We start from the raw sequence: 12,083 nt of genomic DNA, 5'->3' as shown, positions 1-12,083 counted from the left end.
GGAGCCCCCGAAAGCGCGTTGTGCTTGCGCTGCGGCGCCGGCTGCGATATGTGCACGCGACTTCACGACAGGCTCATCCGAATTCTTTCGACGGGCCGGGCAGGCTCGCCTGCTTGTCGATGCGCCCGTTTTTGTAGCTCCGAGGATTTCGTCATGGCCAAGGCCGGCATCCACCCCGATTACCACACCATCAAGGTCGTCATGACCGATGGCACCGAATATGCCACCCGCTCGACCTACGGCAAGGAAGGCGACACGCTGAACCTTGACATCGACCCCAAGACCCACCCGGCCTGGACCGGCGGCACCCAGCACATGCTGGACCGCGGCGGCCGCGTCTCGCGCTTCAACTCGCGCTTCAGCGGCATCGGCGCCATCGGCAAGAAGTGATGCTGCGGCGCTCCGGCGCCGCCGTCATTGATCTCGAACAAAAAACCCGGCCTCGCGGCCGGGTTTTTTTGTTTTGGATCCTCGCCCCAGTTGGGCGAAGCACCCTCCTCCAGCCTCCGTCGTCATCCCGGACAAGCGGCAAAGCCGCGCAGATCCGGGATCCATCGTAAGGCTCCGGAGCTCTACGATGGATCCCGGATCAAGCCCGGGAGGACGCCGCGGCTCGACAGAAAATCAGCGCCCGAAGCCCAGCCGGGCCTCGAGGCTCGCGAGCTGGGTGAGCACGGGGTTCACATGCGCGCGGATGGGCGCAGCGCCGGTCATCTGGCCTTCGAGATGGCGGATGCGCTCCTGCAGGCGGAAGGAATGCGCCATCAGGTCGCGCAGCCGCTCCGGCAGCTGTGCCACGACATGCTCGGCCGGCGGCGCCATCGGGTCACCGATCTTGACCTTGTTATGCTCGGTGCGAGCCTGCTCGACGGTCAGTTCTCCTTCCGCCACGGCTCGCTGCACGAGGAGCCAGGAGGCAATCTGCATCAGCCGCGTCGTCAGGCGCATGCTTTCGGTGGCGTAGGTCAGCGAGGCCTCGCGCGGCAGGGCAGCGGCGTCCTTGCGCCCGTCCCCGTCGAGATAGCCGGCGGTCTGCTCGACCAGTCCCATCCCCTCGCGAAACAGCAGCATGAAGGCATCGGAGCGCACGAAACCCCGAGCGAAGGAAATCGCGCCCTCTTCCGTCTGCGGATCGAGCAACTGGGCGTCGTTCATTGGTGTCTCCCATCGGCACAAACCCGTGCGCCTCTGGAACGCGTCACGGATGTTGTAGCCGATGTCGCAAGGATAGCGCCGATCATGGTTTCCAGCGCCGGTAAGGTGCCGTTAACCTTAACGAGGCTAAACCGCTGTGGCGACAACAAGGCAGGCGAGTCCACAGGGACAACGCGACCTGCCGGACGCAAGGGAACGTGCGGACAAAAAAAGAGCCGCCAAAGGCGGCTCGAAGGTCAACAGGGAGGCGTCAAACAGAGTGGGCAGGAGCCACTCGACATCCAGACAAACTGGATGATGCGATTCATACTTTGGAATCATTAACGCCCGGTAAACGGGCGTTTCTTTTTGACGCTTTTTCAGGCGGGCTTCCGGAAGAACGCGTCCGCCGCGGAGCGCGAGGCATCCTTGCGCGCCCGGGTCTCGATCAGCCTTTCGATCTCGGTCTTGAGCGCGGCGATGCGCTCGTCGATCTCGGCCAGGGACAGCATCGACAGGTCCTGCCCGATCTCATGCACGCTCTTCGGCTTGGGGCGATCGTCCTCCGGGAATATCGACATGGCGGCCTCGCATCTGCTCAAACTGCGCGCGGCACGCTAGAGCATCGCGCGAAAAAGTGGGAACCGGTTTTTCGCTGAGAGCGATGCTCCAGGCAAAACCAAGTTTCGACCGCAGTCACGCTGCGACGCACCAATCGAGGACGAGACGCATGACCACCCTTCCCGAGACGATGACGGCGATCGGCATGGCGGCGCCCGGCGGCCCTGAGGTCCTCAGGCCGGAAACACGGCCGGTGCCGAAGCCCGGCCCCGGCCAGATCCTCGTCGCCATCGCCGCTGCCGGCGTCAACCGCCCCGACGTCCTGCAGCGCCAGGGCGGCTACAATCCCCCGCCCGGAGCCTCCGATATCCCCGGCCTCGAGTTCGCCGGCACGGTGGTGGCGCAGGGCGAAGGCGCCAGCCGCTTCGCGATCGGCGCCATCGTCTGCGCCCTCGTCGCCGGCGGCGGCTATGCCGAATATGCCGTGGTCGACGAGAGCAACGCCCTGCCCGCCCCCAAGGGCCTGACGCTGACCGAGGCCGGCGCGATCCCCGAGACCTTCTTCACCGTCTGGACCAATGTCTTCCAGCGCGGCCGCCTGCAGGCCGGCGAGAGCTTCCTCGTCCATGGCGGCTCGTCGGGCATCGGCACCACGGCGATCCAGCTCGCCAAGGCCTTCGGCGCGACCGTCATCGCGACCGCCGGCTCGGACGACAAATGTGCCGCCTGCCTGGAGCTCGGCGCCGACCACGCCATCAACTACCGCACCGAGGATTTTGTCGCGGCGGGCAAGGCCGTGACCGGCGGGCGCGGCACCGACCTGATCCTCGACATGGTCGGCGGCGACTATATCGACCGCAATTACGAGCTGGCCGCCGATCAGGGCCGCATCGTCCAGATCGCCTTCCTCAACGGCCCCAAGGCCACCGTCAATTTCAGCCGCCTGATGCTGAAACGTTTGACCCATACCGGCTCGACGCTCCGCCCCCGCACCGTGCCGGAGAAAGCGGCCATCGCCGCGGAGCTGCACGCCAAGGTCTGGCCGCTGCTGGAGGCCGGGCGCTGCAAGCCGCTGATCCACGCGACCTTCCCGCTGGCGCAGGCCGCGGAGGCCCATCGCCTGATGGAGTCGAGCGCCCATATCGGCAAGATCGTACTGACGGTCTGACCGGCTTCGATCACACGCTTTTCATGGACACTGGTCCCGCCCTCGCCTATAAGGCGCGCCATCCTGCTCATCGTCGATGATTTGGATGGCCGGCCGGGGAGGCCGGTCGGCGCATGAGAGCTATTGTCCGCGACCCTGCCTTTTGGAGCCCCTGCGAGCGGCGGCGCGAAGGCGAACAGGAGACCGTCCCGTGTCACAAACCCCGCTGATGCCCAAGGCCACCGCGGTCTGGCTGGTCGAGAACACCTCGCTGACGTTCGAGCAGATCGCCGAGTTCTGCAAGCTGCACCCGCTCGAGGTGCGCGGCATCGCGGATGGCGAAGTCGCCGCCGGCATCAAGGGCCTCGACCCGATCACCTCCGGCCAGCTCACCCGCGAGGAGCTGGAGCGCGCCGCCAAGAACCCGAACCATCACCTCAAGCTCGCCGAGCGCAAGGTGAAGGTGCCGGAGATCAAACGCACCAAGGGCCCGCGCTACACCCCGGTCTCGAAGCGCCAGGACCGCCCGAACGCCATCCTCTGGTTGCTGCGCAACCATCCCGAGCTCAAGGACGCGCAGATCATCCGCCTGATCGGCACGACCAAGTCGACCATCGCGCAGATCCGCGACCGGACGCACTGGAACGCCCAGCAGCTCACCCCGATCGACCCGGTCAGCCTCGGCCTGTGCTCGCAGATCGACCTCGATTTCGAAGTCGGGCGCGCCGCCAAGGACCGTCCGGCCGCCCTGGCCGAAGCCGGCTCGACCCTGCTCACGGTGGAAGAGGCGATCGCTCCGGAGCCCGCGCGCAGCGAGAGCCAGCCCTTCGCCGACATGAGCCGGCCGAAGCGCGAGGAAGAGGCCGCGATCGACGTCGATTCGGTCTTCGCCAAGCTGAAACAGCTCAAGCGCCCGGCCGAAGACGAGGACGACGAGGGCTGAGCTTAGGCTCCGGCTCAGCCGTCATGGTCGGGCTTGTCCCGACCATCCACGTCTTCGCTGGTCGAAGATCGTGTTCAAGACATGGATGCTCGCCACAAGGGCGAGCATGACGCGGTAGGCACTATCGCCTACCCGATTCCCCTGCCCTTCAGCGCCGTGCCGATCTCGCCGAGCACCGCGATATCCTCGATCGTCGCCGGCACGGCGTAATCCTCGCCATCGGCGATCTTCTTCATCGTCGCCCTGAGAATCTTGCCGGAGCGCGTCTTCGGCAGCCGGGCGACCGTCAGCGCCAGCTTGAACGCCGCCACCGGCCCGATGCGCTCGCGCACCAGCGCGACCAGCTCCTTCTCGACCTGCTCGGGCGTCACGGTCGCGCCCGCCTTCAGCACGACGAAGCCGCAGGGCTGCTCGCCCTTGAGCGCGTCGCGGATGCCGACGACCGCGCATTCCGCCACGGCCGGATGCGCCGCCAGCACCTCTTCCATGCCGCCGGTCGAGAGCCGGTGGCCGGCGACATTGATGATGTCATCGGTGCGGCCCATGATGAAGACATAGCCGTCCGCATCGATGAAGCCGGCATCCGAGGTGTTGTAATAGCCCGGATAGGTCGCGAGATAGGCCTCCTTGAAGCGCGCATCGTCGTTCCACAGCGTCGGCAGTGCACCCGGCGGCAAGGGCAATTTCAGCACGATCGCGCCCATCTTGCCGGCCTCGACCGGCCGCCCGCCCTCGTCGAGGCACTGCACGTCCCAGCCCGGCAACGGCACCGTCGGCGAGCCGTGCTTCACCGGAAGCAGGCCAAGCCCCATGGGATCGCCGACGATCGGCGAACCGCTCTCGGTCTGCCACCAATGGTCGATCACGGGGACCTTGAGCATCTCCTCCGCCCATTTCAGCGTCTCGGGATCGGCCCGCTCGCCGGCGAGGAACAGCGCCCTGAAGCGCGAGAGGTCGTGTCCGGCGAGATGCTTGCCCTCGGGGTCCTCCTTGCGGATGGCGCGGAAGGCGGTCGGCGCCGTGAACAGCACCTTGACGCCATGTTCGGCGATCACCCGCCAGAACGCCCCGGGATCGGGCGTGCCGACCGGCTTGCCCTCGTAGAGCACGCTGGTCGCGCCCTGGATCAAGGGCGCGTAGACGATATAGCCGTGGCCGACGACCCAGCCGACATCGGAGGCGCAGAACATCACCTCGCCCGGCCCGACATCGAAAAGCTGATCCATCGTCGCCTTGAGCACGACCATGTGGCCGCCATTGTCGCGGACCACCCCCTTGGGCCGCCCCGTCGTGCCGGAGGTGTAGAGGATGTAGAGCGGGTCCGTCGCCGCGACCTCGACGCAATCGGCCTTGCGACCAGCCGCCTTCGCGGCGGCAACCAGCGTGCGCCAGTTCTTGTCGCGGGTCACATGCATCGAAGCGTCGGCCTGCGGGCGCTGCAGCACGACGCAAGCCTGTGGCTTGTGCCTGGCCATCTCGATCGCGCCATCGAGCAAGGGCTTGTATTCGACCACGCGCGTCGGCTCGATGCCGCAGGTCGCGGTCAGGATGACCTTGGGCTCGGCATCGTCGATACGCGTCGCCAGTTCCTTGGCCGCGAAGCCGCCGAACACCACCGAATGCACGGCACCGATCCGCGCGCAGGCCAGCATGGCAAAGGCCGCCTCCGGCACCATCGGCATATAGATGATGACGCGGTCGCCCTTGGCGACGCCGAGATCCTGCAGGACAGCGGCCAGGGTCGCGACCTCCTCCAGCATCTGCGCGTAAGTGTAGCGCGTCTTCGTGCCGGTGACCGGACTGTCATGGATCAGCGCGACCTGCTCTCCGCGCCCGTCGCGCACATGCCGGTCGAGCGCGTTGAAGCAGGTGTTGCAGGTCGCATCCGGGAACCAGCGGCCATAGATGCCGGCCCCCGGATCGAAGGCCTTCTCGGGCGGCTTGATCCAGTCGATCGCCCTGGCCATGTCGAGCCAATAGGCATCCGGATCGGACTGCCAGCTTGCGTAGACCTCGCGATAGCCTTCGGAGCGGGCGGGCGCCGCATGGGAGCCATTCATCGGAAGCGTTCCTCTGCGCCGGGTTTCAGCCTAAAGCCCCGTGAGCGAGCCGGCGATGGCGGGGCTGGTTTTGCGCGAACCCTGCGCTCTTCCCCGCGCCCAGCGCAAGCGCGCCGCCTTAAGACTTTCGCCGATCCCGACCCGTATTTCTCCGGCCCTGCGACGCAGTACCACATGCCCTTCGACCTGCTCTTCTTCGCCGCCATGGTGCCGGCCGTCGTCCTGACCGGACTGGCCAAGGGCGGCTTCTCGGGCATCGGCCTGCTCTCCCTGCCGCTGATGGCACTGGTCGTCTCGCCGGTGACGGCCGCCGCGATCATGCTGCCGCTCCTGATCGCGCAGGATGTCGTCTCGGTCTGGTCCTACCGGCGCGATTTCGACCGCCGCAATCTCGCGACGCTGGCGCCGGGTGCCCTGCTCGGCATCCTCGTCGGCTATCTCCTGGCAGCGAAGGTCTCGGATGCGGCGGTCGTGCTCGCCGTCGGCCTGATCTCGGTCGGCTTCGCCTTGCGCCGCATGCTCAGCGACGGAAAAAAGCCCACGGTCGCTACGCAGGCGAACTGGAGCGCCGGCAGCCTCTGGGGCTTCTTCTGCGGCTTCACCAGCATGGTCGCCCATGCCGGCGGTCCGCCCTTCCAGATCTACGTCATGCCGCAGAAGCTGAAGCCCGCCGTCTTCGTCGGCACCGGCGCGGTCTTCTTCGCGGCGATGAATCTGGTCAAGCTCGTGCCCTATCTCGCGCTCGGCCAGCTCAACGGCCAGAACCTTCTGGCCTCCGCCGCACTGCTGCCCTTCGCGGTCGCCGCGACCTTCGCCGGGGTCTGGCTGATCCGGCGCGTGCCGCCCGAACGCTTCTACGGCATCATCTACTGGCTCTTGCTGCTGGTCGGCGCCAAGCTTGTCTATGACGGCGTGCAAGGCCTGCATCTTCTGGGCTGAGCCCCATCCGCGCGATTGCGCCGCATCGGAAAAAGGGATGGATTACCTGCGAGCGCGCCAGCCGCTAAGGCTTCCGGCGCTTGCGAGGAAGGCTCCCGATGACCCGTTCGGCCTATGACACCGATCTCGACCGCAACCCGGCGAATTACCAGCCGCTGACGCCGCTCGCCTTCCTCGAGCGCGCGGCCTCGGTCTTCCCCGGCCGCACCGCGATCATTCACGGACCGCTGCGCCGTTCCTATGCGGAATTCTACGCCCGCTCGCGCCGCCTCGCCTCGGCGCTGGCGAAGCATGGCATCGGCAAGAACGACACCGTCGCGGCCATGCTGCCGAACACGCCAGCCATGCTCGAATGCCATTACGGGGTGCCGATGGCCGGCGCCGTGCTGAACACGCTGAACACCCGGCTCGACGCGGCGATCATCGCCTTCTCGCTCGACCACGGAGCGGCGAAGGTGCTGATCACCGACCGCGAGTTCTCCGGGACGATCAAGGCGGCGCTCGCGCTCTGCAAGGCCAAGCCGATCGTCATCGACTATGACGACCCCGTCTATGACGGCCCCGGAGAGCGGCTCGGCGACGTCGAGTACGAGGAGCTCATTGCTTCGGGAGACCCGGAATTCGACTGGCTGATGCCGGGAGACGAGTGGGACGCCATCGCGCTGAACTACACCTCCGGCACCACCGGCGATCCCAAGGGCGTGGTCTATCACCATCGCGGCGCCAACCTGCTGGCGACCTCGAACGTCATCACCGGCAATATGGGCCGGCACCCCGTCTATCTCTGGACGCTGCCGATGTTCCACTGCAACGGCTGGTGCTTCCCCTGGACGATCTCGATCGTCGCCGGCACCCATGTCTGCCTGCGCCAGGTCCGCGCCAAGGCGATGTACGATGCGCTCGCCGACCATGGCGTCACCCATCTCTGCGGCGCGCCGATCGTGATGTCGACGCTGCTCAACGCGACGCCCGAGGAGCGCCGCGACTTCCCGCAGACGGTCTCGTTCTTCACCGCCGCCGCCCCGCCGCCGGAAGCTGTGCTCGCCGGCATGAAGCAGGCCGGTTTCGAGGTGACGCATCTCTACGGGCTGACCGAGTGCTACGGCCCCTCCGTCGTCAATGACTGGAACGATGACTGGAACGCCCTCTCGCCGGCCGAGCAGGCCGCCAAGAAGGCCCGCCAGGGCGTGCGCTATCCGGCGCTCGAAGGGCTCGACGTGCTCGATCCCGAGACGATGCAGCCGGTCCCGCGCGACGGGCAGACGCTCGGCGAGGTGATGATGCGCGGCAATGTCGTGATGAAGGGCTATCTCGGCAATCGGAAATCGACTGAAGCCGCCTTCGCCGGCGGCTGGTTCCATACCGGCGATCTCGGCGTGCGCTATCCGGACGGCTATATCCAGCTCAAGGACCGCTCGAAGGACATCATCATCTCCGGCGGCGAGAACATCTCCTCGATCGAGGTCGAGGACGCGCTCTACAAGCATCCGGCCGTGCAGGCCGCCGCCGTGGTCGCCCGCCCCGACGAGAAATGGGGCGAGACGCCTTGCGCCTTCATCGAACTGAAGCCCGGCAAGACCGCGACGGAGGCCGAGATCATCGCCTGGTGCCGCGAACATCTCGCCTCGTTCAAATGCCCGCGCACCATCGTCTTCGCCGAGGTGCCGAAGACCTCGACCGGCAAGATCCAGAAATTCCGCCTGCGCGAGATGGCGCGGGCGTTGTAACGCAGAACGCTCGGCAACAGCGCTCCTGATCCGTCATGCTCGCCCTTGGGGCGAGCATCCACGTCTTGAACACGACTTTCGCCCGTTAAGACGTGGATGGTCGGGACAAGCCCGACCACGACGACGCCTTTGACGGAGGTCGAGCCTCAGGCCCCGGCGCGATCGATCCGCCCGTTCGGCGTGAAGCGGTCGACCGCTTCCGGCAGAACCTGCGAGAGTCGGTCCAGCAATTCGTCCCGCGAGAGGCCGGTGCGGCGTGCGATCGCGTCGATCACCTGCGGGCCCAGCGCCTGTTCGAGGTCGTTGGGCGCGACATCCTGATTGGGGCCGTGCTGCACCCAGGAATCGACCTTCTCGCCCTGCCCGGCCTGCCTGAAGCGGTCGGAAAGCTCACCGAGCCCGCCATTCAGCACGCCACCGATGCCGCCGGCACCAAGCAGGCCGCCGAGGCTGCCGAGAAGCCCGCCGCCGTCACCCTGCGGAGCGGCTCCGGCCTGGCCCGGTTGCGGCGCCGAAACCTGCCCCGGCTCCGGCTGGCCGCGCCCGCCGAGCCATTCCGCGATCTTGTCGCGATTCTGGTAACCGGCGACCGCGACGAGCCCGAGAAGGGCGGTCAGGGACGGGAAACCGCTGCTGCTGTTGTCGTCACTCACGGCGCTTACTCCGTTTGGGAAAGGAAGGTCGAACTCAGACCGCTCGATTGCGGCCGCTGATCGCGCCCCAGACGACCAGCACGATGATGGCGCCGACGACGGCGCCGACCAGCCCGGCGCCCTGCCCCGGCGCGTACCAGCCGAGCGATTGGCCGAGATAGGTCGCGACGAAGGCGCCGATGATGCCGAGGATCGTCGTCAGCACGAAGCCGGCAGGCTCGTTCGAGCCGGGCATGATGAACTTGGCGACGACGCCGGCGATGAAACCGATGATGATGGTCCAGACGATGCCCATGGCTGCCTCCCCTCGCGATGCGCGCCCGCCTTCAACGGGTCATCGCGACAGAAGTTCCCGCCGCTTTGTGTCATTCCGTTGACGGTGCTCCCGCCAACGAAAAACCGGCCCTTTCGGGCCGGTTCATCCGCATCTTCATCGCATTCAACGGGCCATTCGGCCCGCCGGCTCAATGCAAGGTTCGCTCCGGAATGGTCATCCGTACGCGTTCGATCTCATCCTTCAGTTGCAATTTCTTCCGCTTCAGCTCTGCGAGGCTGAGGTCACTCGACGACGGGCTCGCCACAGCCTGGGCGATGGCGTCCTCGAGTTGACGGTGCTTGCGCTCGAGTTCCGCAAGACGGGTCTGCAACGACATCTGGATCCTCCTGATGAGCGGTTGACTCAACCAATCTGGCATAGAGCCGGCTTCACGTCTTCCCCGTGCCGTCACACGGCATTCATGAGATTCTGTGATCGTGACCGGTCCGTTTCCGGAAAGCCGTGAATAGATGGCTTCCCCACGCCTGCAGCCCCTCGCCCGCACTTGCGGGACCCGGGGCGGCACGCGCATAGTCGCCCCCGATCAAGGCGATGATGAGATGCCCATGGGATTCGAGCTCAGCCCTGAAGAGGTCGAGACCTTCACCTCCGAACTCGCGCGGCTGCGCGAGGAGCATCGCGATCTCGACAGCGCCATCGACGCGCTGGAGCGCGTGGGCTCGATCAATCAGGTCCAGGTCCAGCGCCTGAAGAAGCGCAAGCTCTACCTCAAGGACCGCATCTCCCAGATCGAGGACGCGCTGACGCCCGACATCATCGCCTGACGCGAGCGCTTTCCGGCGCCCTGACGCCGATTCGCCCTTGCTTACCCGGCGCCTACCGGTCTAGATCGCGCGCTTCCGGAGCCGAGCCCGAGCGCATTCCATGGCAGCCAGCAGCCCCCCCGTCGCCATCATCATGGGCAGCCAGTCCGACTGGGCGACGATGCGTCATGCGGCCGAGGCGCTCGAAGCGCTCGCCATCCCCTATGACGCCCGCATCGTTTCGGCTCACCGCACGCCGGACCGGCTCTTCGACTTCGCCAAGGGTGCCAAGGCCGAGGGCTTCAAGGTGGTCATCGCCGGGGCCGGCGGCGCGGCTCACCTGCCGGGCATGACGGCCTCGCTGACGCCTCTCCCTGTCTTCGGCGTCCCCGTCGAATCCAAGGCCCTGTCGGGCCAGGACAGCCTGCTCTCGATCGTGCAGATGCCGGCCGGCATCCCGGTCGGCACGCTCGCCATCGGCCGAGCCGGCGCGGTCAACGCCGCCCTCCTCGCCGCCGCGGTGCTCGCGCTCTCGGACAGCGCCCTCGCCGAGCGGCTCGACGCCTACCGCGCCCGCCAGAGCGCCGGCATCGCCGAACGCCCCAACCGGGACGAGGCATGAGCGCGCCCGTTCCGACCGGCCTCGCGCCCGGCGCCATGCTCGGCATCCTCGGCGGTGGCCAGCTTGCCCGGATGATGGCACTCGCCGCCGCCGATCTCGGCATCCGCTGCCATGTCTTCGCACCCGAGGCCGACAGTCCCGCCTTCGACGTCGCGGCGCGCCACACCGTCGCAGAATACGAGGACGAGGAGGCGCTGGCCCGCTTCGCCGATGCCGTCGATGTCGTGACCTATGAATTCGAGAACGTCCCGGCCGCGACCGCTGCCTTCCTAGCCGCCCGCGTACCGCTCCATCCGGGTGCCCGCGCCCTGGCGGTGACGCAGGACCGGCTCAGCGAGAAGCGCTTCGTCTCCGAGCTCGGCCTCGCCGTGGCACCGTTCCGGGCCGTCGATACGCTGGCCGATCTCGAAACCGCTGCCGCCGAACTCGGTCGTCCTTCGGTGCTGAAGACCCGCCGCTTCGGCTATGACGGCAAGGGCCAGGTCAAGATCGCGCCGGGCAGCGACCTCGCCGAGGCGCATGAGGCGATCGGGCGCTTTCCGGCGATCCTCGAAGGCTTCGTCTCCTTCGTGCGCGAGGTCTCGGTCATTGCCGCGCGCGGTCTGGACGGCTCCTTCGCCGCCTTCGACGTCTGCGAGAACGAGCACCGCGACCATATCCTCGCCTACACCCGCATTCCCGCGAATCTCTCGGAGGGCGCGTCCCTGCAAGCGATCGATGCAGCCCGTCGCATCGGCGATGCGCTCGGCTATGTCGGCGTCTTCGCCGTCGAGATGTTCGTGCTGGAGGCCGAGGGCGGCCTCGCCGAGCGTGTCGTCGTCAACGAGATCGCCCCGCGCGTCCATAATTCCGGACACTGGACCAGCGAAGGCGCCGAGACCTCGCAGTTCCACCAGCATATCCGCGCCGTCTGCGGCTTCCCGCTCGGCTCCACTGCCCGGCGCGGCCACGTCGAGATGGAGAACCTGATCGGCGCGAGCGCCCTGCGCTGGCGCGAATTGCTGGCCGAGCCCGGCGCGCATCTGCACCTCTATGGCAAGCGCGACGCCCGCCCCGGTCGCAAGATGGGCCATGTCACCCGCGTCACAGACGAGCGCGCTTGACCGCCCGGCCCGCCCTCATGTCCGAACTGCATGCGGCCCCGCATTTTCAAGGGATCGCGGCGTGGACAGGCGAAATGAATTCTGCTATCGGCACCCATCTTCGCGCGGTGGGCT

At 67.0% G+C, this 12,083-nt stretch carries 14 protein-coding genes; 8 read left to right on the top strand and 6 right to left on the bottom strand.

Annotated features, from left to right (window positions below; translation table 11 throughout):
- The first annotated feature begins 153 nt into the window (after positions 1 to 153).
- Positions 154 to 390, top strand: coding sequence for a 50S ribosomal protein L31 (gene rpmE / locus WFK61_RS08645; RefSeq protein ID WP_199091846.1), 237 nt, complete (start codon positions 154 to 156; stop codon positions 388 to 390).
- Between the two features lie 234 nt (positions 391 to 624).
- Here rpmE and rcdA read toward each other — a convergent pair whose 3' ends face one another.
- The gene (rcdA, locus tag WFK61_RS08640) at positions 625 to 1,155 is read right to left on the bottom strand and encodes a protease adaptor protein RcdA (protein ID WP_336811117.1); all 531 of its coding nucleotides are present in this window, start codon (positions 1,153 to 1,155) and stop codon (positions 625 to 627) included.
- A gap of 359 nt (positions 1,156 to 1,514) precedes the next feature.
- A complete protein-coding gene (locus WFK61_RS08635; protein ID WP_047576131.1) occupies positions 1,515 to 1,715 on the bottom strand; it encodes a DUF1192 domain-containing protein in 201 nt (66 codons plus the stop codon).
- 149 nt (positions 1,716 to 1,864) lie between these two features.
- Here WFK61_RS08635 and WFK61_RS08630 point away from each other — a divergent pair, with 149 nt between their 5' ends.
- Together WFK61_RS08630 and WFK61_RS08625 are read left to right on the top strand one after the other, a co-directional pair.
- The gene (locus WFK61_RS08630; protein WP_336811116.1) at positions 1,865 to 2,863 is read left to right on the top strand and encodes an NAD(P)H-quinone oxidoreductase; all 999 of its coding nucleotides are present in this window, start codon (positions 1,865 to 1,867) and stop codon (positions 2,861 to 2,863) included.
- A 190-nt stretch (positions 2,864 to 3,053) separates the two neighbouring features.
- Positions 3,054 to 3,785, top strand: a complete 732-nt coding sequence (locus WFK61_RS08625) for a DUF1013 domain-containing protein (RefSeq protein WP_257731144.1) — start codon at positions 3,054 to 3,056, stop codon at positions 3,783 to 3,785.
- Between the two features lie 128 nt (positions 3,786 to 3,913).
- Here WFK61_RS08625 and WFK61_RS08620 read toward each other — a convergent pair whose 3' ends face one another.
- Positions 3,914 to 5,845, bottom strand: coding sequence for a propionyl-CoA synthetase (locus tag WFK61_RS08620; protein WP_336811115.1), 1,932 nt, complete (start codon positions 5,843 to 5,845; stop codon positions 3,914 to 3,916).
- A 174-nt stretch (positions 5,846 to 6,019) separates the two neighbouring features.
- On the opposite strand from WFK61_RS08620, the gene WFK61_RS08615 reads away from it, so the two are divergent.
- Both WFK61_RS08615 and WFK61_RS08610 read left to right on the top strand, forming a co-directional pair.
- Positions 6,020 to 6,784, top strand: coding sequence for a sulfite exporter TauE/SafE family protein (locus WFK61_RS08615; RefSeq protein WP_336811114.1), 765 nt, complete (start codon positions 6,020 to 6,022; stop codon positions 6,782 to 6,784).
- Positions 6,785 to 6,882: 98 nt separating this feature from the next.
- Positions 6,883 to 8,511: an acyl-CoA synthetase gene (locus tag WFK61_RS08610; RefSeq protein ID WP_336811113.1), complete on the top strand. Its 1,629-nt coding sequence runs from the start codon at positions 6,883 to 6,885 to the stop codon at positions 8,509 to 8,511.
- A 146-nt stretch (positions 8,512 to 8,657) separates the two neighbouring features.
- Here WFK61_RS08610 and WFK61_RS08605 read toward each other — a convergent pair whose 3' ends face one another.
- From WFK61_RS08605 to WFK61_RS08595, 3 genes are all read right to left on the bottom strand, one after another.
- Complete coding sequence (locus tag WFK61_RS08605; protein WP_336811112.1) at positions 8,658 to 9,164, bottom strand: YidB family protein; 507 nt, start codon at positions 9,162 to 9,164, stop codon at positions 8,658 to 8,660.
- Between the two features lie 34 nt (positions 9,165 to 9,198).
- Positions 9,199 to 9,459, bottom strand: a complete 261-nt coding sequence (locus WFK61_RS08600; RefSeq protein ID WP_336811111.1) for a GlsB/YeaQ/YmgE family stress response membrane protein — start codon at positions 9,457 to 9,459, stop codon at positions 9,199 to 9,201.
- Between the two features lie 169 nt (positions 9,460 to 9,628).
- Positions 9,629 to 9,817 (bottom strand): YdcH family protein, encoded by a 189-nt coding sequence (locus tag WFK61_RS08595; protein WP_199091974.1) that lies wholly within the window; start codon positions 9,815 to 9,817, stop codon positions 9,629 to 9,631.
- A gap of 229 nt (positions 9,818 to 10,046) precedes the next feature.
- Between WFK61_RS08595 and WFK61_RS08590 the strand changes: the two genes are divergently transcribed.
- The 3 genes from WFK61_RS08590 to WFK61_RS08580 all read left to right on the top strand — a co-directional run bounded on the left by WFK61_RS08590 (position 10,047) and on the right by WFK61_RS08580 (position 11,969).
- Entirely contained in the window at positions 10,047 to 10,265 is a 219-nt protein-coding gene (locus tag WFK61_RS08590) for a YdcH family protein (RefSeq protein WP_047580734.1), read from the top strand.
- A 100-nt stretch (positions 10,266 to 10,365) separates the two neighbouring features.
- Positions 10,366 to 10,866, top strand: a complete 501-nt coding sequence (gene purE / locus WFK61_RS08585; RefSeq protein ID WP_336811110.1) for a 5-(carboxyamino)imidazole ribonucleotide mutase — start codon at positions 10,366 to 10,368, stop codon at positions 10,864 to 10,866.
- A complete protein-coding gene (locus tag WFK61_RS08580) occupies positions 10,863 to 11,969 on the top strand; it encodes a 5-(carboxyamino)imidazole ribonucleotide synthase (RefSeq protein WP_336811109.1) in 1,107 nt (368 codons plus the stop codon). Before purE ends, WFK61_RS08580 begins: the two co-directional genes overlap by 4 nt.
- The last annotated feature ends 114 nt before the right edge of the window (positions 11,970 to 12,083 follow it).

This window comes from Allobosea sp. MMO-172 (assembly GCF_037147855.1).
Classification (GTDB): Bacteria; Pseudomonadota; Alphaproteobacteria; order Rhizobiales; family Beijerinckiaceae; genus Allobosea.
Note: the sequence above shows the minus strand (reverse complement) of the source record. Positions and strands in the feature narration are given on the sequence as shown.

Bases quoted from the DNA above. Each gene is read 5' to 3' on its own strand.
- WFK61_RS08600 (WP_336811111.1), bottom strand. From the start codon at position 9,459: ATGGGCATCGTCTGGACCATCATCATCGGTTTCATCGCCGGCGTCGTC.
- WFK61_RS08610 (WP_336811113.1), top strand. From the start codon at position 6,883: ATGACCCGTTCGGCCTATGACACCGATCTCGACCGCAACCCGGCGAAT.
- WFK61_RS08590 (WP_047580734.1), top strand. From the start codon at position 10,047: ATGGGATTCGAGCTCAGCCCTGAAGAGGTCGAGACCTTCACCTCCGAA.
- purE (WP_336811110.1), top strand. From the start codon at position 10,366: ATGGCAGCCAGCAGCCCCCCCGTCGCCATCATCATGGGCAGCCAGTCC.
- WFK61_RS08595 (WP_199091974.1), bottom strand. From the start codon at position 9,817: ATGTCGTTGCAGACCCGTCTTGCGGAACTCGAGCGCAAGCACCGTCAA.
- WFK61_RS08635 (WP_047576131.1), bottom strand. From the start codon at position 1,715: ATGTCGATATTCCCGGAGGACGATCGCCCCAAGCCGAAGAGCGTGCAT.
- WFK61_RS08620 (WP_336811115.1), bottom strand. From the start codon at position 5,845: ATGAATGGCTCCCATGCGGCGCCCGCCCGCTCCGAAGGCTATCGCGAG.
- WFK61_RS08630 (WP_336811116.1), top strand. From the start codon at position 1,865: ATGACCACCCTTCCCGAGACGATGACGGCGATCGGCATGGCGGCGCCC.
- rcdA (WP_336811117.1), bottom strand. From the start codon at position 1,155: ATGAACGACGCCCAGTTGCTCGATCCGCAGACGGAAGAGGGCGCGATT.
- WFK61_RS08580 (WP_336811109.1), top strand. From the start codon at position 10,863: ATGAGCGCGCCCGTTCCGACCGGCCTCGCGCCCGGCGCCATGCTCGGC.
- rpmE (WP_199091846.1), top strand. From the start codon at position 154: ATGGCCAAGGCCGGCATCCACCCCGATTACCACACCATCAAGGTCGTC.
- WFK61_RS08615 (WP_336811114.1), top strand. From the start codon at position 6,020: ATGCCCTTCGACCTGCTCTTCTTCGCCGCCATGGTGCCGGCCGTCGTC.